This is a genomic window from Cyanobium sp. ULC065, assembly GCF_977927515.1.
Genome location: NZ_OZ376393.1, coordinates 774,429 through 793,888, shown reverse-complemented (window position 1 = coordinate 793,888; position 19,460 = coordinate 774,429). Strand labels below are relative to the sequence as shown.

Sequence of the window (19,460 nt, the reverse complement as noted above, 5' to 3'; positions counted from 1 at the left end):
CGCATGGCCGCCGAACCGCTCCTGGACACTGACGCGGCGCCCACCACCAGCGAGAAGGCGGCGGAGAAGCTGGAGGTGCGCGACTACTTCAACAGCACCGGCTTCGAGCGCTGGAATCGCATCTACAGCGACAGTGACGACGTCAACAAGGTGCAGCGCAACATCCGCATCGGCCACCAGAAGACGGTGGATCAGGTGCTGGCCTGGCTGCAGGAGGAAGGCGACCTGGCCGGCCGCAGCTTCTGCGACGCCGGCTGCGGGGTGGGCAGCCTCAGCCTGCCGCTGGCCGGCCTGGGGGCCGGCAGCATCTCGGCCAGCGACCTCTCGGACGCCATGGTGCAGGAAGCTGGTCGCCGCGCCGCCGCCGCCGGCATCGATCCGGCCCGGCTGACCTTCCACACCTCCGATCTGGAGAGCCTCAGCGGCCGCTACGACACGGTGGTGTGCCTCGATGTGTTCATCCACTACCCCCAGGCCGCCGCCGAGGAGATGGTGCGGCATCTGGCTGGTCTGGCAGAGCGGCGGCTGATCGTGAGCTTCGCCCCCTACACGCCTCTGCTGGCGTTGCTCAAGGGGATCGGCCAGCTGTTCCCCGGCCCCAGCAAGACCACCCGCGCCTACACCCTGCGTGAAGACGGCATCGTGGCCGCCGCCGCCGCCGCCGGCTTCCAGCCGCTGCGCCGCAGCCTCAATCAGGCGCCCTTCTACTTCTCCCGCCTGATCGCCTTCGAGCGGGCATGAGGGCCGCCACCGAGGCTGCGCCGCCAGCGGCGTCAACGCCGAAGCGGGAGCCGGTGGCCTTCATCGGCCTCGGCGCCCTGGGAGCGCCGATGGCGGCACGGCTGCTGCAGGCGGGTCACCCGCTCACCGTGCACAACCGCAGCCGTGAGCGGGAGCTGCCGCTGGCAGCAGCCGGCGCCCACCGGGCCGCCTCGGTGCCACAGGCTGCCGCCACTGCTGCGGTGCTCTGCCTCTGCCTCAGTGACGACCGGGCCGTGCAGGCGGTGCTGCTGGAGCAAGCGCTGGCGGCCCTGACCCCCGGCGCCTTGGTGATCGACTTTTCCACGATTGCTCCCGCCACCAGCCGCGCCCTCGCCGCCCGCCTGGAGGCCGATGGGATCACCTACCTCGATGCACCGGTGACCGGCGGCACCGAGGGGGCCCGCGCCGGCAGGTTGGCGGTGCTGGTGGGCGGCAGCGCGGCGGCGCTGGAGCGGGCACGGCCGCTGCTGGAGGCGGTGGGGAGTTCGATCAGCCACTTCGGCCCCGTGGGCGCCGGCCAGCAGGCCAAGGCGGTGAACCAGGTGCTGGTGGCCGGCAGCTATGCCGCCGTGGCCGAAGCGATTGCCCTGGGCCGACGGCTTGGACTGCCAATGGCAGCGGTGTGCGCCGCGCTTGAGGGGGGTGCGGCCGGCTCCTGGGCCCTGCGCCACCGGGCGGGCAACATGCTCAGTGATCACTACCCGCTGGGCTTCCGGCTCGCCCTGCACCGCAAAGACCTGGCGATCGCCCTGGCGGAAGCGGCCGCCGCCGGGCTGGAGTTGCCGCTCACCGCCCAGGTGGCCGCCATGGAAGACACGCTCATCGCCGCCGGCCACGCCGAAGAGGATGTATCGGTGCTGGCCCGCTGGTTCGAGGCCGGCCACTGAGCGCCGGCCACTGAGCATCAGCCGCCAGCTGCCGGGGCGAGCTCCAGAGCTGGCGGCAGCGGCGCCTCCAGCTCCAGCCAGGTGCCTTCGGGCCGGGGCAGCACGAGCCGATGGGCGTGCAGCTGGTAGCCCCCCAGGCCCGGCAGGGCCTGGGGGCGGGCCTGGCCGCCGGGCAGGTAGAGGGGATCGCCCAGCAGCGGCGTGCCGACGCTGGCGGCATGGATACGGATCTGATGGGGGCGGCCACTGCGGATCGCCACCTCCACCAGGTGGGCCTGCGGGCGCACCTGCAGCAGGTGCAGTTCGCTCCAGGCCGGCAGGGGCGCCGCGGCAGAGTCCGCAGCGGAGGCGGCCGCCCACACCTGGCCCAGCAGTGGATGGGGCCAGCGGCCGATCGGCGTGTGGATCTCCAGCCGCTCGCCCACCGCGATCGGCAGGGGGCCTGCCTGCGTGAGTGCGCGGTAGAGCTTGCGACAGCCGCTCTCGGGTGCAGCGGTGCTCTCGCGCAGCAGGGCGCTGAGCCAGGCGCGGCTGGCCGGCTGGCGGGCCAGGACCAGCAACCCGGAGGTGAAGCGCCCGAGCCGATGGACGGGCCGGGGCACGCCAGTGGTGGCAGTGGCGGCCGCGTCCCGATGTCGCCGCTCGATCAAACGCAGCACGGTGTGCTCCAGGAAGCCGCCGGCCGGCAGCACCGGCAGGCCGCTGGGCTTGTCGATCACCAGGATGTCGCCGTCGTCATGGACGACCTGCCACTGATCCGGCACCGGCGGCTCGTGCCAGGGGGGCCGATGCCACGCCAGCCGATCCCCCGGCGCGAGGCTGCCATCGGCCCGGAGTTGCTGGCCGTTCCTGTGGATCTCGCCGGCCTCCAGCCGCGCCTGCCATACCTGTTGATCGGAATGGCGGTAGCGGGCGGCGTAGAAGGCGGAGATGCATAGGCCCGCCTCGCCGGAAGCCACTCTGTCGGTGTAGATCCAGCCCTGGTTGAGCGACCCTGCAGGCACGGGCTTCAGGGGGATGGAGGTGGAGGAGCAGCTGGTCGAGGCGTCAGCTGGTGGTTGAGCCGCAGCCTGCCGGACGGCAGCCGGAGCCGGGTGGTGGCGGCCGATAGCTACCTCATTCCACCAGGCTGTTTTCGAGGGCGTAGCGGACCAGTTCGGTGCGGCTGGTGGTGCCGGTCTTGGTGAACAGGCGGCTCACGTACTTCTCGACGTTGCGGATCGAGGTTTCCAGACGGCGGGCGATCTCCTTGTTCATCAGGCCTTCGGCCACCAGCTGCAGCACGCTCGCCTCGCGGGGCGTGAAGTCGAGCTTGACGCCGGTCGGCGCCTTCTTGCCGCCACCCCCCTGCAGCAGCGAGCGGATCTCGGTGATCTGGCGCGCCATCTGGCCGATGTCGGCATCGGCGTAGCGGGCGGCCTCGGCCAGCAGCCGCTCCTGGCGCCGCACCATGTTGCGCACCCGGGCCACCAGCTCGTCGGGATCGAACGGTTTGGGGATGTAATCGTCGACGCCCGCCTGGAAGCCCTCGATGCGGTCGGCGGTCATGCCCTTGGCGGTGAGGAAAATCACCGGCGTACCCCCCAGCCGCTCATCGCCCCGCAGGCGCCTGAGCAGGCCGTAGCCATCGAGGCGGGGCATCATCACGTCGGTGAGCACCACATCCGGCACGATCTCCTGCGCCACCTTCCAGCCTTCTTCGCCATCGTTGGCGGTGACCACCTCGAAGCCTTCGTCCTGCAAGTAGGCCTGCACCGCGGTGCGCAGCCCCGGCTCGTCGTCGACGAGCAGCAGGCGCGGCGGCTGGGCGGCCACGGGGGCAGCGGTGCCGGCCACTGCGGAACTGGCAACCGTGGAGCTGGCCTCGCCGCCGGCGGTGGACTCCAGACCCTGCGCCAGGGGCTGGTCCGGGGCGGCGTCGCCGTCGGGTGCGGCTGCTGGGATGGCTTGGCTCATGGACCCACCGGTGGTGCCGGAAATCTATCCAGGGCCGCCAACCCGGCTGCGAGGCGGCTTCAGAGCGATCCCGCCGGCAGGTATTGCTCCCGTTCCTGCAGGTTGCCGCTGTAGCCCAGCTGCAGCGCCACGGCCCGCAGCCCGGCCGGGTCCTGGCCCGCATGCTGCGGGTGGCAGGAGGCCCACCACACCAGATGGTCCTTGCGGTTGACGCTGGTGATCACCCCGCCCGGGTTGAGCTGGCGCAGGATCAACTGGCGGCCGTCGTTGGTGACCCGCATCGGCGCCGTGGCGGAGCAGCCGATCGTTTCACTGCGCACCTTGACGTCGTTCGGCAGCTCCTCCCACACCTTGATGCGCAGCAGGCCGGGGCGAGCCGGATCAGCAGTGACTGCATAGACCCCCAGCGCCTGCACGCCCCCGGGCACCACACGCTCCACCAGCAGCGCCATGCCCGGCGGGCGGTTCTGGGAAGGGATCAGCACCGGCAGGCCCTGGCCATGGGCCGCGGCCACCACCAGGACCATGGAGCTGAGGGCCAGTGCGCAGCGAGGCATCAGCAGGAGAGCGCAGGGGCAGGACAGCAAGCCAAGGATCTGGCGCCTGCCGCCATTCTCCACGCTTCTTCCCGGCCAGCGCGCCCACATCGAAGCCACAACGCCGCTGTGATCGTGCGGCGCCACTGCTACAAGGGATGCTGGGTCGCCGCAGCGTCCCGACCCTTCTTCCCAGCCCCAGGCGATCCCGTGACCCATCCCTACCTGGACTACCAGGCCACCACCCCCTGCGAGCCGGCGGTGGTGGAAGCGATGGCGCCCTACTGGAGCGAGCTGTTCGCCAATCCGTCCAGCCGCCTGCACCGGCCGGGGCTGGAGGCGGCCACGGCGGTGGAGCGGGCGCGGGAGCAGCTGGCGGCGCAGCTGGGGGTGTCGATCGAGCGCGTCGTGTTCACCAGCGGCGCCACCGAAGCCAACAACCTGGCGCTCAAGGGGCTGGCGGAAGCGCGGCAGCACCTGGGCCGTCACCTGATCACGGTGGCCACGGAGCACAAGGCGGTGCTCGACACCATGCGCGAGCTGGAGCGGCGCGGCTTTGCTCTCACCGTGCTGCCGGTGGGCGCCGATGGCCTGCTGGATCTGGGCGATCTGGTGGCGGCGCTGCGCCACGACACGATCCTGGTGAGCGTGATGGCCGCCAACAACGAAATCGGCGTGCTGCAGCCGCTGGCGGCGATCGGTTCGCTCTGCCGCGCCAGCGGTGTGGCGTTTCATTGCGATGCCGCCCAGGCCTTCGGCCACCTGGCGCTGCAACCCGACGCCCTCGGCATCGATCTGCTCAGCATGAGCGCCCACAAGTTCTACGGGCCGAAGGGCATCGGCGCGCTGGTGGTGGGCGAAGGACTCACGCTCAACCCTCAGCAGCACGGCGGCGGCCAGGAAGGGGGCCTGCGGGCCGGCACCCTGCCGGTGCCGCTGATCGTGGGCATGGCCAAGGCCGCCACGCTCGCCCTGGCCGACCGGGAGGAGCGCGAGGAGCGGCTCGGCGCCCTGCGGCAGCGGCTGCTGCACGGCCTGCTGGCGATCGAGGGCGTGGCGGTGAACGGCAGCCTTGAGCAGCGCCTGGCTCACAACCTCAACGTGCGCATCGCCGGTGTCGATGGCAACCGGCTGCACAGCCTGTTGCGGCGCCAGCTCACAGTGAGCGGCGGCTCGGCCTGCAGTGCCGGCAGCCCCTCCCATGTGCTCGCCGCCTTGGGGCTCGACCGCGCCGCGGCGGCGGCCTCGGTGCGCTTCGGGCTGGGCCGCGGCACCACCACGGGCGACATCGATCAGGCGATCGCCGCTGTGGCCGCCGCCGTGGCGGAGCTACGCCAGGCGCCCGCCGCGGTGACCGCGCTGGAAACGGAGGCGCTCAAGGCGCCAGCACCGTGCTGAGCAGCACAAAGCCCGCCACCCCCAGCAACGCCAGCAGGAACTGAGCCAGCCGGCTCACCAACATGCCGGCCACCACCGCCAGCCCCACGAGCAACGCACGGCGCAGCCGCTCCAGCCCCAGCGGCCCCAGCGCCGACGACGCCGACACCAGCTCCCCGAGGGTGGCCCCCAGCAGCGGTCCCACCAGGGCACCGAGCAGCGGTCCGCCCACCGGCAGGGCGGGCAGCAGCCCCAGCAAGCCCACCACCAGCCCGAGGCCGGCGCCGATGTAGGCCCAGCGGGTGGCCTGCAGACGGGCCGCCCCCAGCACCACCCCGAGCGCGTCGGCCCCCCAGCCCAGCAGCAGGATCAGGCAGGCCAGCAGCAGGGTGGGCCAGGCGGTGCTCCAGCCCGCCGCCCACACCCACAGGCCGGCCCCGAGCGGCAGGAAGATCAGCCCCGGCAGCACGGGCAGCAGGGTGCCGGGAATGGCCACCAGCTGCAGCGTGAGCGCTACCCACCACAACGCATCGAGCGAAGCCATCAGCGCCTTGCCGCCAGCCGCAGCTTGGCGGAGCGGCTGCGGGGATTGGCCTCCTGCTCTGCCTCCGTGGCGATCAGCGGCTTGCGCGTGCGCCGCTCCAGGCGTTCATCGCTCAGAAAGGCCGTCTTGACGCGGCGATCTTCGAGCGAATGGAAGCTGATCACCGCCAGGACACCGCCCGGCAGCAACCACTGCGGAGCCTGCTGCAGGAAGCGGTCGAGGGCGCCGAGCTCATCGTTGACGGCGATGCGCAGGGCCTGGAAGGTGCGGGTGGCGGGGTGAATGCGGCCGCGCCGGGCCGCTGGCGGGTAGCAGCCGGCCACCAGGTAGGCAAGGGCGCTGGTGCCGCCGCCCGTTCGGTCAGCGGGGCTCCAGGGGCGCTGCTCGACGATGCGGCGGGCGATCCGCCGCGAGAGCCGTTCCTCGCCGTAGGCATAGATCAGATCCGCAAGGTCCTTCTCGTCGAGGCGGTCGAGCAGCTCGGCGGCACTCTCGCCGGCGCTGGTGTTCATGCGCATGTCGAGGGGGCCATCGGCGCGGAAGCTGAAGCCGCGCTCCGCCACATCCAGCTGTGGACTGCTCACGCCCAGATCGGCCAGCACCCCGTGCACCGGAGCGGCGGGGGCGTAGGCGGCGAAATTGGTGGCGATCAGGCGCACCCGCTCGCCGAACGGGGCCAGCCGCGTGGCGGCGGCGGCCAGGGCGGTGGCGTCCTGATCCAGGCCGATCAGCTGCAGGTCGGGGTACGCCTCCAGCAGCAGGGCGCTGTGGCCGCCACCGCCCACGGTGGCATCGATCACGGTGGCGCCAGGAGGCAGGTCGCTGAAGGCCGCCAGCACGGCATCGGCGAGCACCGGCAGATGGTGGAACCCGGAGGGGGCGTCTGGCGGCAAAGGCCCTGGTTGCGGCGATCCCTTCCTAAGATCCTGCGGATCGCTCGCCCGCCCCGGCGCCATGACGCAGCTCGAAACACGCACCGAGCCGATGGTGGTGAACTTCGGGCCTCACCACCCCTCGATGCACGGGGTGTTGCGGCTGGTGGTGACCCTCGACGGCGAGGACGTGGTGGACTGCGAACCGGTGATCGGCTACCTCCATCGCGGCATGGAGAAGATCGCCGAGAACCGCACGAACGTGATGTTCGTGCCCTACGTGAGCCGCTGGGACTATGCCGCCGGCATGTTCAACGAGGCGATCACGGTGAATGCGCCGGAACGGCTGGCCGACATCCCGGTGCCGAAGCGGGCCAGCTACATCCGGGTGCTGATGCTGGAGCTCAACCGCATCGCCAACCACCTGCTCTGGCTGGGCCCGTTCCTGGCGGATGTGGGCGCCCAGACCCCTTTCTTCTACATCTTCCGCGAACGGGAGATGATCTACGACCTCTGGGAAGCGGCCACCGGCCAGCGGCTGATCAACAACAACTACTTCCGCATCGGAGGCGTGGCTGCCGATCTTCCCTACGGCTGGCTGGAGAAGTGCCTCGATTTCCTCGATTATTTCGGCCCAAAGATCGACGAATACGAAAAGCTGATCACCAACAACCCGATCTTCAAGCGCCGGATCCAGGGCCTCGGCGTGATCAGCCGTGAGATGGCCATCAACTGGAGCCTGTCGGGCCCGATGCTGCGCGCCTCCGGCGTGCCCTGGGATCTGCGCAAAGTGGATCACTACGAGTGCTACGACGACTTCGACTGGGACGTGGCCTGGCGCACGGAAGGCGATTGCTACGCGCGCTATCAGGTGCGCATCGAGGAGATGCGCCAATCCCTCAAGATCCTGCGGCAGGCCTGCAAGGGAATCCCCGGCGGCCCCACCGAAAACCTGGAGGCCAGGCGCATGAGCGAGGGCAAGGGGGGTGAATCCTTCGGCTTCGACTATCAGTACATCGCCAAGAAAGTGGCCCCCACCTTCAAGATCCCTAGTGGTGAGCTCTACGCGCGGCTGGAATCCGGCAAAGGGGAGCTGGGCGTGTTCATCATGGGCAACGACGACGTCACTCCCTGGCGCTGGAAGATCCGCGCCGCTGATTTCAACAACCTCCAGATCCTGCCCCACATCCTCACCGGGGCCAAGGTGGCCGACATCATGGCGATCCTCGGCTCCATCGACGTGATCATGGGCTCAGTGGATCGCTGAGCAGCTCCCGCCGCCGTGATCTGCAGCGGAGCCGGCGCCAGCGCTGGCTCGATCAGCTGCGGCGCTGCGGGGTGGCCCTTCCTGCCCTGCTCACCGGTTACCTCTGGCTGAAGGGCTGGCACGCCGGCCTGCCGGGACTGTCCTGTCCGCTGCGGGCGCTCACGGGAATTCCCTGCCCCACCTGCTTCCTCACCCGTGCCACGGCAGCCGCTCTGAACGGCCAGCTGGCCACCTCAGTGCAGCTGCACGGCTTCGGGCCGCTTGCCGCAGCCGCCCTGGTGGTGTGGTCGGTGGCAGCGCTTCGCAGTGGTCAACTGGTGCCCCGGGCTCTGAACGGACGTCATCTGGTGCTGGCCGCCGCGGCATTGCTGCTCTACTGGGCCGCACGGATGGTGTTCAGTTACGGGCTCGGTCTACCTGCGTTTCCAAGCGGGTAGCCCACTCCACCTCAGCGGATATGGGCGTGATGCTTCCGGGGAGCTAGCTGATGGCTCCCTGGTGATACGCGGAGTTCTGGATGTAGAAGGTTCCCACCGGCACGGCCACGAGAGCTCCGAGGCCACAGGTGCAGACGGAAACAAGCAGCACCACTAGCCAGGTGAGCAGCTGGATGCCGGCAAACGTGCGACCGCGCGGTGAGCGATACACCGCCTGGAACGAGGACGCGAAGGCCTCCACGATCGGCTGATCACTGAGGAAGATCCTGTTCACGAACACCGGCGTCACCAAGGCCACGGCAATACCGGGCAGGATGCAGAGCAGGAAGCCCACGGTGGTCACGACCGAAAACAACGCACCGGCGAGGAGGTAACGCAAGGGCCGCTGCAGCAGGGCGCGGAAGGCCACCTGAGAGGAAATGTTCTCGCCGCTGTCGTAATGCATGGCGGGCACGGCCACGAACAGCACCCCCACCAGATTGGAGAGGATCGCGAACGGCACCTGGGAGAGATTGCCCAGCCAAACGGCCAACGACCCCACGGCTTCAGCATCGGTATTGCCGCCGGCCAGACCGATTCCGATCAACGAAAAGATCACCGATACGACAAAGCCGATCACAGCGATGACGATGGTGGCCACCCAGATCAGCAGGATGGTGGGGATGTGGGCCACAAACGCCGCCCAGGCCTTGTTGATGCTGGGCGGCTCGTAAGCGATCTCGGCGGCCAAAAGAAAAAACAACGCACTGAGGGGAACGTAGTCGTGGTGACCACAGCCGACAACAGACCTGTCATGAACGGCGGAAATCTCCCGCCCACAAGCAAGCACGACACGGCGCTGCAGGCCTCGTCCGCCACTCCGGCGGCGTGCGTGGCTTGACCACCACGCCGGCTTTATGGGGCGGCCCACCAGGATGGTCAGACGGCGGGATGGATGGAGGAAGGTGGTGCAGCCAGGGGAGGGTGCGATCAACCCGGAGGTGGGGGAACCCGGCACCCGCCAGGATCCCGCCGACTGGCTGGAGCTGCGGCGAATGGTGCGCTTCGGCGACACCGATGCCGCCGGCGTGATGCAGTTCCACCAGTTGCTGCGCTGGTGCCACGAAGCCTGGGAGGAAAGCTTGGAGCGCTTCGGCATTGCGGCCGCAGAGATCTTTCCGACCCCCGCCACCACGCCCGCCCGCGCGCTGCCGGTGGTGCACTGCGACGCCGACTACCGGCGGCCCCTCGTCTGCGGCGCGCCCCTGCGGATCAGGCTGGAGCCGCAGCGCCTGGAGGCATCGAGCTTCGAGGTGGCCTTTCGCTTCACTTCTGAAGGGCGTGAAGTGGCGCGGGCCCGGCTGCGCCATGTGGCGATCGATCCAACGGTCCGGCAACGGCAGGCACTACCGGAAGCGGTCGAACGGTGGCTTGCGGCCTCAGCACCGGCTGCGTCATCAGCTTCTGCAGCGCCAGTGGAGCCGGCAACACCACCAGCGGAGTCCGCTCCGGGCTAGCGGCCGAAGACCCACAGCAGCCCCGCCAGCTGGAGCGGCAGCAGGGAAGCGATCAGGGTGAGGGGATGGAGCGGTACCAGCGCGAGCCCGGGAGCCAGGCTGACGCTGGCCACGCCTCCCACACCAAGCACCACGAGCAGCAGGGCTCGACGTGCTGTGCCGGCGCGTTGCTTCGCCATCAGAACCACTCCTTCTGGGCATCGATATAGGTGGCCTTGAAATCCTGAGGGGTGGCGGCGAGATAAATGATGCCTTCGATCAGGCCGATCACACCCATCACGAAGCCGCCGAACCCGCAGGTGAGCACAGTGACGAGCAGCATGATGATGCCGGCCTTGGTGTAACCGAGCATGAACTTGTGAATGCCAAGCGCACCAAGAAAGAGCCCCAGCAGCCCTGCAACCAGTTTCTTGTTGGCGATTTCGGAATCAGTCAGGTCAGCCATCGGTGGCAGTCAACGCGCACCCTCTTTAGCGGGGTTCGGGGTTGATTTCATGCTGTTGCCGCAACCATTCATGCCAGCGCGGCCGCTGCCACTTGCCCGTGGCGGTGCGCGCCAGGGATGTGCAGGTCCACCAGTGCAGCGGCCGCTCGGCCGGCGGCAGGCGGCGGGCGAGCTCCATCAGGCCTTCGCGCAACGGCGCAGCAGCTCCGACTGGCAGCGGGCGGACCAGGGCCACCAACCGCTCCCCCCAGAGAGGATCCCGCACCGGCAGCAACAGCAGATCCGCCAGCGGCAGGCCGGCGGCGGCGGCCAGCCGCTTCAGCCGCTGCTCCACCTGCTCGGGAAACACGGTTTCGCCGCCGCTGTGGATGGCGCCGTCGAGCCGGCCCAGCACCTGCAGACCGGCCGGTGTGAGCTGCCCGGCATCGCCGCTGGCCCACCAGCCATCGCCGCCGGGTTCAGCGAACGGGCGCAGGCCGCTGCCGTCGGCGGCCAGCCAGCCCGGGCTGAGCCGCCCGCAACGCAGTTCGATCGCGCCATTGGCGGGGTTCAGGCGCAGGGTCACATCGTCGAGGGGGTGGCCGCAGCCCCCATCGCCGGCCAGAAAGCGCTGCGGCGGCAGCGCCGTGACCATGGCGGCGGTTTCGGTGGCCCCATAGCAAGGGGCGAGGCGGATCTCCTCGCGCCGGGCCCAGGCGGCCAGATCCGGAGCCAGGGGAGCCCCACCCGTCCAGATCACTGCCAGGCCCCGCAACCAACGCCGCCCTGCCGGATCCGCCAACAGGCGCTGCAGCTGGGTGGGCACCAGCGACAGCAGCACCGGACGATCCGTCGGCAGAGGCACCGCCTCCGGCAGCTCAGCGGGCGCGCGCAGCAGCTGCGGCGGCAACCAACGCCACTGGCCGCCCCACTGCCGGGCACGCAGCACCGGCATCAGGCCGCTCGTGTGCTGCAGCGGCAGCGGATTGAGCTGCAGGCAGCCGGCGGGATCGAGGCCCAAGGCCTGCAGCCAGGCGGCCGTGGCGCGGGCCGAAGCCTGCAGATGGGCCAGCGGCTGCACGCACCAGCGGCGCCCGCCACGGCTGCCGCCGCTGCCGATCACCACCCCCGGCGCCGCCAGCGGTGGGCAGCCGGCCATGGCTGCCACCAGCTCTTCCCCTTCCCCTGCCGCACACAACCCCACCAGCTGCCCCCGCTGCCAGGCGGCCAGCAACCGGGCCACCTGCGGCTCAGGCGCCACCTCGGCGTGCACTTCGATGCTGAGGGCCATCGTCTGCCCGATCAGGCGTCACAAGCTATGGCCTCCCTCGGCCCGCTGGCCGGCGCCAGCCGCCTGCCACACGGTTTCCGGATCGGCGGCGCACAACGCTGAGGCCTGCGCCCAGCCGGGCGCCAGGCCGGGAGCGGCGGGGGTGGCGCTCCGGCTCTGCAGCGCCGCCAGATGCCCCATCAACCGCTGCGCGATGCCCGTTTCAAAGGCCGTGCTCAGCACCACTGCACTGGCGCCGCCGTCGCCCTGCTGCAACGCCGCCAGCAGCTGCCGGGGATCCCCTTCCACGGCAGGGCGCCGCACCTGCCAGCCCGGCCAGTGGCGGCGCAGGGCGGGATCGAGCTGCAGCGACTCATCCAGCGCTACCGGCACCCGCCGTGCCAGCTCCATGAGGCCGGGAAGGTCAGGGGGAGCCAGGGGCTGCTCCAGCCACTCCAGGCGCGGATCCTCCGCCAGCCGGTCGGCCCACTGCCAGGCCGTGGCGCGGTCCCAGCCGCCGTTGGCATCCAGGCGCAGGCGGCTGCCGGCAGGCAGGCGCGCCAGCAGCTGCTCCAGCAGCTCACGCTCGACCTCATCTCCAGCGGCGGCCACCTTCCACTTGCAGGTGAACGGCGGCGCAGCTGGCCGCTCGAGCGGCACAGGCGGCCGATCGAGCGCCGCGTCCAGCGCCGCCACCGCCGCTTCCCCTGCCGGCAGGAGCACGGCGGAAGGGGGCGCCGCCAGCCAGCCGCCGGCGGCCGCGCCCAGCAGCCCATCGGCTTCCGCCAGGGCCAGGCCGAGTGCGAAAGCCAGCTCGGGCGGCAGGGAAGACAGGGACGCCTCCAGCTCCTGCCGGGGCAGAGCGCTGCCGAGGGCCTTGATCGCCGCGGCCAGCGAGCGCTGGCGCTCCTGGGCGGTGACTGGGGTGAAACACAGCGGCGCCGCTTCTCCCCAGCCAAGGCCCGCCAGGGCGGCCAGGCCGGAGCTGGTGCTGCCATGGCTGGAGGCGTCGATGCTGGAGTTGCCCGGGCCTTCGGCCTGGAGCCGCAGCAACCAGCCGTGCTTTTCGGCCATGGCGCCCTGGGCCGTGACGAGCGGACGCGCCAACGGCAGCCGGAAGGGCCGCCAGGTCAGCGTCACCAGCGGCTCAGCCATGGCCCCACCGCCAGTCCACAGGCCAGGCCGAGTCCGTTCAGGGCTTGAAACTGAAGCGCCAGGAACTTGCTGCTGGTGATCCGCTCAGGGGCGGCGTGGTGCTCCCGCAGCAGCTGGATCAAGGCGCGGGCCGGCGGCAGGCCCACCACCCCGAGCAGGGCCGTGAGCGGCCAGCGACCCAGCAGCACCGGCGCCCACTGCAGCGCCAGGGTGAGGGCCACGAACCAGGGCACCAGCGCCGCCGCCGGTGCCGTGCCGAGCCGCACCACCGGTGAGTGCTTGCCATTGGCGGCGTCTTCCGCCACCTGGTGGAAATGGGAGCAGAACAGCACCAGGGTGGTGGCGATGGCAGGCCCGCCGCCAAGCAGCAAGGCGGTGCGCCAAGGGATCGCTGTGGCCGTCGCGGCGGGGGCGAGTGCCAGCAGGGCGGCGGCTGTGGCCAGCGGCCCGAAGGCCAGCCAGCACAGCGGTTCCCCCAGCCCCCTGTAACCCAGGCGCAGCGGTGGCCCCTGGTAGGCGTAGCCGAGGCCGCAGCAGGCCAGCACCAGCGCCAGCACCGCCGGACTGCTGCGGGCCGCCACCACGGCGATCAAGACCAGACCCAGCCCCAGGCAGCCATTGGCCAGCACAGCCACCTGGTCGCGGCGGCCGGTCAGGTTCACCACTGAATGGGGCTTGCCGAGCCGGTCCACGCCGGTATCGGCATCAAAGACATCGTTGGCCAGATTCTCCCAGCCGAGCAGGAGCACAGCCGCCACAAGGAACCCCAGCAGCTGGTCCCAGCGCGGAACCTGTCCCTGGCCGGCCAGCCAGCCAGCGGCCAGCAGCACGGGCATCACCGCCACCGAATACATCGGCCACTTGATGGCTGCCTTCCACAACCGGCGACGGGCGGGATCCGCGCAGGCGTAACGGCTTGCGACGACCTTGGGGTCGGACATGGGCAGCGGAGACGTCGGACCGAAGAGGACCCATACATTTGAGCAGCTTCCGCCCGCCGCTCCCGGCCCTCCCCCTGGTGCAGGTCGCCCCTTCCTTCACCGATCTGCTGGCAGCCGCCGCCCTTGGGGCACGGCAGCTCGAGGAGGAGGGCGTGCTCAGCCTGGCCCTGCCGATTCCCGCTCGGGACCCGCTGGCGCTACTCCCCCACCTGGGAGATGGCCATCGTTTCCGCTTCCTCTGGGATGGCGCCCCCGGGCTCTGCCTGGCGGCAACGGGCCACACAAACAGCCTTGTTCTGAGCGGTCCACGCCGCTTCGAGATGGCCCAGCGGTTCAGCGCCGTGAGCCTGAGCCGGCTGGTGACGGTGCCCCAGTTCTGCCCCGCCGCGGCGCGGCCCCGGGTGCTGCTGGCCTTCTCCTTCTTCGACAGCCCGCTGCAGGAAGGCAATGGTGTAGCCGGTGTGGAGGCGGTCCTGCCCCGCTGGCAACTCAGCCGCCAGGGCCGCCATTGCTGGCTGAGGTTGCAGCGCAATCTGGGCGGGGATGTCACCACCCGAGCGATGGCCGAAGAGCTCTGGGAGCAGGCCCGCCGTCTGGAACAGCTGCCGACGGATCACGAGGCGGAGCTCCCCCTGGGCAGGGGCCCGGGCATCGCCAGCCGTTCTCCCTGGGAAGCGGGCTACCGCGAAGCGGTGACGCGTGCCCTGGAACTGGTGGAGAGCGGTGCGCTGCGCAAGCTGGTGGTGGCGGTGCGGCAGCAGTTGCAGCTCGACCGCCCGCTGGATCCACTCCAGTTGCTGGCCCATCTGCGACGCCATCAGCCCGGCAGCTGTCGCTTCCTGTGGCAGCAACGGGAAGGTGCAGCCCTGATCGGCGCCTCGCCGGAGCGGCTGCTGACCGTGCGCCAGGGCCAGCTGCGCAGCGACGCCCTAGCCGGCACTGCCCCCTGCGGGCCGCTGGCCGACCAGCTCAGCCGATCCGTCAAAGACCGGCACGAGCACGAGCTGGTGGTGGAGGCGATCACTGAGGTGCTGGCTGGCGCCGGACTGTCGCCGCGGCGACCGCGCCATCCGCGGCTGGCTCGACACGGCCAGCTGGTGCATCTGCACACGCCCATCACCGCAGCCCTCGGGGACCAGCAGTTGCTGTCCCTAGCGGCGGCACTGCACCCCACACCGGCGGTGGCGGGGCTCCCCCGGCGGGAAGCGATGGCCTGGCTGCGCAGCCTGGAACCGTTCGAACGAGGCCACTACGCCGCCCCGATCGGCTGGATCGACAGCGCTGGTGACGCCGAGCTGCGGGTGGCCATCCGCAGCGGGCGCCTGCACGGTGACCAGCTGGAACTCACGGCGGGTGCGGGCCTGGTGCGGGGTTCGGAACCGGAGCGGGAGCTGCAGGAAGTGGCCCTGAAACTGGGTGTCCTGCAACAACAACTCAATCTGCCGCTGGATCCAGCGATCCCGCACATACGCAGGCCCGCCAGTAGCAGCCTGCAGGGGTAGAGGGATAATCACACGCAGTTCAACAGTGCCGCACAGACGGGATGACGACGAGGGAGCGGCTGCAGAAGGTCTTCAAACACTCCCGGATGTTCAGAAGCATTCCATCCAGCTGCATCGAGGCTCTGAACCCGCAGACAGGCACGATCAAAGAAGGCGATCTTCTCTTCCGAGAAGGGGAGTCAGCCGACTTCGCCTATGTGATTGAAGCAGGAATTCTCGGCCTGTTCAGCGGCGGACTGGAGCACACAACCTGCTGCTTCCGCAAAGTGGTGCAGGGGGATCTGGTGGGTGAATACGGGTTGTTCTGTGATCAGCCACGATCCGCTTCTGCGATCGCGCTGACCGATCTGAAGTACTTCCAGTTCGGCAAGGAAGATCTCCAGCAGATGCTGCATCAATCGGCTGATTTTCAGACTCAGCTGTTGGCATCGCTGGCCGAAGCCGCCTCCATCGGCAGGGATCCAAGGCAATCTCCTCTCAATACAATTCTGATACACAATGTCCACCCGGAGTCCTTGCTCACACGCGAGGTCCTGGTGGAGCTGGCCAGCCATCTACGTAGCCAGGCGGGCAAAACCATCGCCTTAGAAAGTCCTGTCATCACACGTCATTGCAGCAGCGAGGCTGATCTTCACCACCAGCTGACGGAAGCCACCAAAGCGCGTGATCTTCAGGTGTTGATCACGGACGATCCGCTGGCAGTGAGCTGGAGGAATCAGAAGTTGATCGACCGGCTGGTGATTCTCAGTGATGGCACCGTTGACCATGCCGATCTACCCAGCCGTATGGATTCGGAGGCGATTCTGGTGCGGCTCTGGCCCATGGAGCAGGATTGCCCCAGCACGCAGGGCTGGTTCAGCAACAAGAGTTTTGCCTTCGTGCTCAACATCAAAGCGGCCAAGCAAAGCCATATGGAACGGCTGGCCCGCACGGTGCTGCGTCTCCAGAACATTCTGGTACTGGGCGGTGGTGGTGCCAGGGGATTTGCTCATGTTGGAGCGATCGCGGCCCTACAGGAACTTCCGGTGGACGACATCGACATGGTCATGGGCGTGAGCATTGGAGCGCTCGTTTCCTCCTTGGCAGCCTTTGAGCTGACCGCGCAGCAAATCCTCGGACACCTCGAGCGAGTGATCATCGACGCCAAGCCCTACACCATCACCATTCCCCGCGACTCCCTGTTTTCGTTGTCCAATTCCCAGCGTGAGCTCGCCGCCTTCTTCGGTTGCTCGATGATTCAAGACAGCTGGTTGGTGCTGCAGTGTTTCTCCACCAATCTCTCCACCAATCAACTTCAAGCCTGGACGGCTGGCGACATTCCCACGGCTGTGATCGCCAGCATGTCAGTGCCGGGAATCTTTCCACCCGTTGAAGATGCCACTGGCGAACTGCATGTGGATGGCGGAATCCTGAATAATCTTCCCATCGCTCCGGCCCGGCACCTGACCGATGGCAGGATCATCGCCATCTCGCTGGATGTAGAGCCAGATTCCGCCAATCAATATGGTGTGAACCGGCAGCGGCGCAGACCATCCCTCGGCAAAACCATCATCAACGCCATGATGTGTGCCTCCCACGCTGCTTCCCAGTCACAGGAACAGCTTGCCGATGTGGTTCTGAGGCCTGAGATCGGGCACTACCCCTTCATGGAATGGAAGAGTTACAGCCAGATCTTTGAAGCTGGCTACAACCATGCGCGCAGCCAACTCCCCAGTTCACTCGCTTCGGGAAACACCCCCCAAACGCCGAGCAGCCTCTGAGCGAGTCGGTCGAGCGCTGCGCGCTTAGCCATCAGCCACACACCAAGTCAGCTTGGCCATTGGATCGGCATCCAGCGGATCGGGATTCCACTGGTGCTGGTCTTCCTGCCCCGCTTGCTGCCAGGGTTGTGAAGCACGGCATCACATCAGCAAGGCCAGTCCCTCGATGTAGTTGTCCACCTTGGGCAGCGGTGGCTTGCCATGGCTGAGCAGTGTCTTCTCTGCGATGGCCGTGGCCTCGGGTAGGCGGTCGTAGGGGATCGACGGGTAGGCGTGATGCAGAGAGTGATGCGGCAGGCCTCCCATCAGCACGTTCACCAGCGGACCGGCGGCAATGTTGCGCGAGGTGTACAGCTGAGTGAGCTCATAGGTGGTGTTGGCGTGCCAGAGCCTGTGGTGCTCGATCATGCCGCGCACCTGCATCAGTCCGCCCACGAGGCGCTCCACCACCACCAGCATCAGGATCAGCTTGATCACCTCGCCCTGGCTGATTGCCCAGGCGAACATGCAGGTTTGTACCACCAGGATGCCGATCAGGTCGTTGACCATGCCGGCGACAAGGCGTGAATGGCTGTCACGCAGTTTCCAGCCGAACCAGAACATCGACACAATCAATTGCAGGCCGCCGAACACGAGCACGCTGATCCAGAAGGGGTGCTGAAAGTGGAGACGCCGAAGCGCACCGGCCCTGGCCTCCTCCTCCTCGGACGGTTCCCGCCGCTCCGGGTCGCGCAGGTCCATCCCATTCATGCGGTGATGGAGCTGATGCAGATTGCGGTAGGTGCGATAGGGCCAGCCGATCGGCCAGCTCAGCGCGCAGCCCACGGCCTGTTCAATGTCACCGAGGTCAAGCAGGGTGGAGTGGCTGATGTCGTGGGTGCTGATCATCACGAAGGCGTAGAGCAGCGTGCTCGCCACCAGCCAGGGCAGGGCCAGAAGCAACCTGGGTTCCTGCCAGTACATCCACAGACAGGCGAGCGAAGGCACCAGCAGGGCGAACAGACGCAGCCAGCCGAGGCCTTGATTCACCTTGAACAAGGGCTGAACCAGGTCCTCGATGCCTTCGGTCATCAGGCGGTCAGCGCGACGCTGCTCCTTACTGAATCCGGTGTCCTGATTGGAATCGCTACCCGGGACCAGGCTGGCGTCGGACGTCATGGTTCCGGTCGCGAAGATGGACCCAGAGACTAAACCCGATCCACGAATCAGCAGCAACGGCTCCTCTGGTGGACTGGCCCTGGCGGATGGCCAGGCCTCAGGCCTTCAGAAGCCGCTCCATGGTGAGATCGGCCACGGGCACACCGCCCAGCCGTTCGATCTCGCGGATGCCTGTGGGGCTGGTCACGTTGATCTCGCTCAGGCGGCCGTCGATCACATCGATGCCCACGAAGAACAGGCCTTCCGCCTGTAGCACCGGCGCCAGTTCGGAGCAGATGGCGGTTTCGGCGGCGTTGAGGGCCGTGGGTTCAGGGGCGCCGCCCACCGCCAGATTGCTGCGGAACTCGCCGGGCAGGGGCCGGCGGTTGATCGCCCCCAGCGGCTCACCGTTCACCAGCAGGATGCGTTTGTCGCCGGCAGTGACGGCCGGCAGGAAGGCCTGCACCATCACCGGCAGCGTCTGCTGGTGGGTGACCAGCTCCAGCAGGGCACGCAGGCCCGGTGCGGCGGCGGCGGTGCGCACCACGCCCTGGCCGGCGCGGCCCCCCAGCGGCTTGAGCACCACCTCGTGGTGCAGAGCGGCGAAGGCGGCCAGCTGCTCGGCATCGGCACTCACCAGCGAGGGCGCCATCAGGTGGCTGAAGCGCAGCGCGCCGAGCTTCTCGTTCCAGGCCAGCAGGGCTGCGGGCCGGTTGAGCACGCGCACGCCCTGGTGCTCGGCCCGCTCCAGCAGCAGGGTGGCGTAGAGGAAGGCTTCATCGACGGGGGGATCCTTGCGCATCCACACCACCGGGAAGTCGCAGAGCGGCAACCAGAGCGGTTCCCCGGCGCTGAACCAGGGATCGGGCACCTGCCAGCCGTCACCGTCGGGGTGCATGGGGGCGAAGGTGACGGGGCGGGCGCGCACCAGCGGCGTGCAACCGGGGCCAGCGGCGCCGGCCCGCTCACCTTCCACGGCCAGCTCGGCGATGGTGCAGACCCACACCTCCTGGCCGGCCCGCTGGGCCGCCTGCATCAGGGCGACGCTGGAATCCTTGGCCGGCCGCAGCCGCTCGATGGGGTCGACGACGAAGAGCTGGGAAGCGGGCGCCGGGGTGCGTGCTGTGGCCCCCACCC

Annotated in this window: 21 protein-coding genes; 8 read left to right on the top strand and 13 right to left on the bottom strand. The window is 68.9% G+C overall.

The features are described from left to right. Nucleotides 1–3 precede the first annotated feature (3 nt). Complete coding sequence (gene bchM, locus ACXMDP_RS03700; RefSeq protein WP_259729131.1) at nt 4–741, top strand: magnesium protoporphyrin IX methyltransferase; 738 nt, start codon at nt 4–6, stop codon at nt 739–741. Continuing rightward, entirely contained in the window at nt 738–1,649 is a 912-nt protein-coding gene (locus tag ACXMDP_RS03695; RefSeq protein WP_259729132.1) for an NAD(P)-dependent oxidoreductase, read from the top strand. The genes bchM and ACXMDP_RS03695 overlap by 4 nt, the downstream gene beginning before the upstream one ends. Before the next feature lie 17 nt (nt 1,650–1,666). Here the strand turns inward: ACXMDP_RS03695 and ACXMDP_RS03690 are convergent, their stop codons facing one another. The 3 genes from ACXMDP_RS03690 to ACXMDP_RS03680 all read right to left on the bottom strand — a co-directional run bounded on the left by ACXMDP_RS03690 (nt 1,667) and on the right by ACXMDP_RS03680 (nt 4,162). Continuing rightward, entirely contained in the window at nt 1,667–2,653 is a 987-nt protein-coding gene (locus ACXMDP_RS03690) for an RluA family pseudouridine synthase (RefSeq protein ID WP_259729133.1), read from the bottom strand. A gap of 112 nt (nt 2,654–2,765) precedes the next feature. Then, entirely contained in the window at nt 2,766–3,605 is an 840-nt protein-coding gene (locus ACXMDP_RS03685) for a response regulator transcription factor (RefSeq protein ID WP_259729134.1), read from the bottom strand. 59 nt (nt 3,606–3,664) lie between these two features. Continuing rightward, complete coding sequence (locus tag ACXMDP_RS03680) at nt 3,665–4,162, bottom strand: hypothetical protein (RefSeq protein WP_259729135.1); 498 nt, start codon at nt 4,160–4,162, stop codon at nt 3,665–3,667. Between the two features lie 189 nt (nt 4,163–4,351). Between ACXMDP_RS03680 and ACXMDP_RS03675 the strand changes: the two genes are divergently transcribed. Further along, the gene (locus ACXMDP_RS03675; RefSeq protein ID WP_259729136.1) at nt 4,352–5,539 is read left to right on the top strand and encodes a cysteine desulfurase family protein; all 1,188 of its coding nucleotides are present in this window, start codon (nt 4,352–4,354) and stop codon (nt 5,537–5,539) included. Here the strand turns inward: ACXMDP_RS03675 and ACXMDP_RS03670 are convergent. Further along, on the bottom strand, nt 5,517–6,062 hold the full coding sequence (locus ACXMDP_RS03670) for a DUF456 domain-containing protein (RefSeq protein ID WP_259729137.1): 546 nt from the start codon (nt 6,060–6,062) through the stop codon (nt 5,517–5,519). The two genes, ACXMDP_RS03675 and ACXMDP_RS03670, sit on opposite strands and share 23 nt — an antisense overlap. Beyond that, a complete protein-coding gene (gene rsmH / locus ACXMDP_RS03665) occupies nt 6,062–6,955 on the bottom strand; it encodes a 16S rRNA (cytosine(1402)-N(4))-methyltransferase RsmH (protein ID WP_259729138.1) in 894 nt (297 codons plus the stop codon). The genes ACXMDP_RS03670 and rsmH overlap by 1 nt, the downstream gene beginning before the upstream one ends. Nucleotides 6,956–7,016: 61 nt before the next feature. Here rsmH and ACXMDP_RS03660 point away from each other — a divergent pair, with 61 nt between their 5' ends. After that, a complete protein-coding gene (locus ACXMDP_RS03660; RefSeq protein WP_259729139.1) occupies nt 7,017–8,201 on the top strand; it encodes an NAD(P)H-quinone oxidoreductase subunit H in 1,185 nt (394 codons plus the stop codon). 71 nt (nt 8,202–8,272) lie between these two features. Then, nucleotides 8,273–8,638: a DUF2752 domain-containing protein gene (locus ACXMDP_RS03655; protein ID WP_259729140.1), complete on the top strand. Its 366-nt coding sequence runs from the start codon at nt 8,273–8,275 to the stop codon at nt 8,636–8,638. Nucleotides 8,639–8,681: 43 nt separating this feature from the next. Here ACXMDP_RS03655 and ACXMDP_RS03650 read toward each other — a convergent pair whose 3' ends face one another. Continuing rightward, nucleotides 8,682–9,380 carry a hypothetical protein gene (locus tag ACXMDP_RS03650; RefSeq protein WP_259729141.1) on the bottom strand — a complete coding sequence of 233 codons (699 nt, stop codon included), beginning with the start codon at nt 9,378–9,380 and terminating at the stop codon, nt 8,682–8,684. Nucleotides 9,381–9,672: 292 nt separating this feature from the next. On the opposite strand from ACXMDP_RS03650, the gene ACXMDP_RS03645 reads away from it, so the two are divergent. After that, nucleotides 9,673–10,134: an acyl-CoA thioesterase gene (locus ACXMDP_RS03645; protein ID WP_259729199.1), complete on the top strand. Its 462-nt coding sequence runs from the start codon at nt 9,673–9,675 to the stop codon at nt 10,132–10,134. Here ACXMDP_RS03645 and ACXMDP_RS03640 read toward each other — a convergent pair. The 5 genes from ACXMDP_RS03640 to menA are packed head-to-tail and all read right to left on the bottom strand — an operon-like array spanning nt 10,131 to nt 13,924. Beyond that, on the bottom strand, nt 10,131–10,313 hold the full coding sequence (locus ACXMDP_RS03640) for a hypothetical protein (RefSeq protein WP_259729142.1): 183 nt from the start codon (nt 10,311–10,313) through the stop codon (nt 10,131–10,133). The genes ACXMDP_RS03645 and ACXMDP_RS03640 overlap by 4 nt on opposite strands. Continuing rightward, nucleotides 10,313–10,579 (bottom strand): TM2 domain-containing protein, encoded by a 267-nt coding sequence (locus tag ACXMDP_RS03635; protein ID WP_094511789.1) that lies wholly within the window; start codon nt 10,577–10,579, stop codon nt 10,313–10,315. The genes ACXMDP_RS03640 and ACXMDP_RS03635 overlap by 1 nt, the downstream gene beginning before the upstream one ends. A 25-nt stretch (nt 10,580–10,604) precedes the next feature. Then, nucleotides 10,605–11,849 (bottom strand): AMP-binding protein, encoded by a 1,245-nt coding sequence (locus ACXMDP_RS03630; protein ID WP_259729143.1) that lies wholly within the window; start codon nt 11,847–11,849, stop codon nt 10,605–10,607. 18 nt (nt 11,850–11,867) lie between these two features. After that, entirely contained in the window at nt 11,868–12,983 is a 1,116-nt protein-coding gene (locus ACXMDP_RS03625) for an o-succinylbenzoate synthase (protein ID WP_259729144.1), read from the bottom strand. Continuing rightward, the gene (menA, locus tag ACXMDP_RS03620; RefSeq protein WP_259729145.1) at nt 12,965–13,924 is read right to left on the bottom strand and encodes a 2-carboxy-1,4-naphthoquinone phytyltransferase; all 960 of its coding nucleotides are present in this window, start codon (nt 13,922–13,924) and stop codon (nt 12,965–12,967) included. The genes ACXMDP_RS03625 and menA overlap by 19 nt, the downstream gene beginning before the upstream one ends. Nucleotides 13,925–14,001: 77 nt before the next feature. On the opposite strand from menA, the gene ACXMDP_RS03615 reads away from it, so the two are divergent. Continuing rightward, on the top strand, nt 14,002–15,426 hold the full coding sequence (locus ACXMDP_RS03615; RefSeq protein WP_259729146.1) for an isochorismate synthase: 1,425 nt from the start codon (nt 14,002–14,004) through the stop codon (nt 15,424–15,426). Between the two features lie 41 nt (nt 15,427–15,467). Beyond that, a complete protein-coding gene (locus ACXMDP_RS03610) occupies nt 15,468–17,186 on the top strand; it encodes a patatin-like phospholipase family protein (protein ID WP_259729147.1) in 1,719 nt (572 codons plus the stop codon). A 141-nt stretch (nt 17,187–17,327) separates the two neighbouring features. On the opposite strand, the gene ACXMDP_RS03605 is transcribed toward ACXMDP_RS03610, so the two are convergent. Together ACXMDP_RS03605 and gshB are read right to left on the bottom strand one after the other, a co-directional pair. Next, nucleotides 17,328–18,344 carry a fatty acid desaturase family protein gene (locus ACXMDP_RS03605; protein WP_255100100.1) on the bottom strand — a complete coding sequence of 339 codons (1,017 nt, stop codon included), beginning with the start codon at nt 18,342–18,344 and terminating at the stop codon, nt 17,328–17,330. A 97-nt stretch (nt 18,345–18,441) separates the two neighbouring features. Next, nucleotides 18,442–19,458: a glutathione synthase gene (gene gshB / locus ACXMDP_RS03600; RefSeq protein WP_259729148.1), complete on the bottom strand. Its 1,017-nt coding sequence runs from the start codon at nt 19,456–19,458 to the stop codon at nt 18,442–18,444. Nucleotides 19,459–19,460: the final 2 nt, after the last annotated feature.

Excerpts from the sequence above, each read along its gene's own strand:
- bchM (WP_259729131.1), top strand. The coding sequence starts at position 4 with ATGGCCGCCGAACCGCTCCTGGACACTGACGCGGCGCCCACCACCAGC.
- ACXMDP_RS03695 (WP_259729132.1), top strand. The coding sequence starts at position 738 with ATGAGGGCCGCCACCGAGGCTGCGCCGCCAGCGGCGTCAACGCCGAAG.
- ACXMDP_RS03685 (WP_259729134.1), bottom strand. The coding sequence starts at position 3,605 with ATGAGCCAAGCCATCCCAGCAGCCGCACCCGACGGCGACGCCGCCCCG.
- ACXMDP_RS03680 (WP_259729135.1), bottom strand. The coding sequence starts at position 4,162 with ATGCCTCGCTGCGCACTGGCCCTCAGCTCCATGGTCCTGGTGGTGGCC.
- ACXMDP_RS03670 (WP_259729137.1), bottom strand. The coding sequence starts at position 6,062 with ATGGCTTCGCTCGATGCGTTGTGGTGGGTAGCGCTCACGCTGCAGCTG.
- ACXMDP_RS03660 (WP_259729139.1), top strand. The coding sequence starts at position 7,017 with ATGACGCAGCTCGAAACACGCACCGAGCCGATGGTGGTGAACTTCGGG.
- ACXMDP_RS03645 (WP_259729199.1), top strand. The coding sequence starts at position 9,673 with ATGGTGCGCTTCGGCGACACCGATGCCGCCGGCGTGATGCAGTTCCAC.
- ACXMDP_RS03640 (WP_259729142.1), bottom strand. The coding sequence starts at position 10,313 with ATGGCGAAGCAACGCGCCGGCACAGCACGTCGAGCCCTGCTGCTCGTG.
- ACXMDP_RS03635 (WP_094511789.1), bottom strand. The coding sequence starts at position 10,579 with ATGGCTGACCTGACTGATTCCGAAATCGCCAACAAGAAACTGGTTGCA.
- ACXMDP_RS03630 (WP_259729143.1), bottom strand. The coding sequence starts at position 11,849 with ATGGCCCTCAGCATCGAAGTGCACGCCGAGGTGGCGCCTGAGCCGCAG.
- ACXMDP_RS03625 (WP_259729144.1), bottom strand. The coding sequence starts at position 12,983 with ATGGCTGAGCCGCTGGTGACGCTGACCTGGCGGCCCTTCCGGCTGCCG.
- menA (WP_259729145.1), bottom strand. The coding sequence starts at position 13,924 with ATGTCCGACCCCAAGGTCGTCGCAAGCCGTTACGCCTGCGCGGATCCC.
- ACXMDP_RS03610 (WP_259729147.1), top strand. The coding sequence starts at position 15,468 with ATGACGACGAGGGAGCGGCTGCAGAAGGTCTTCAAACACTCCCGGATG.
- ACXMDP_RS03605 (WP_255100100.1), bottom strand. The coding sequence starts at position 18,344 with ATGACGTCCGACGCCAGCCTGGTCCCGGGTAGCGATTCCAATCAGGAC.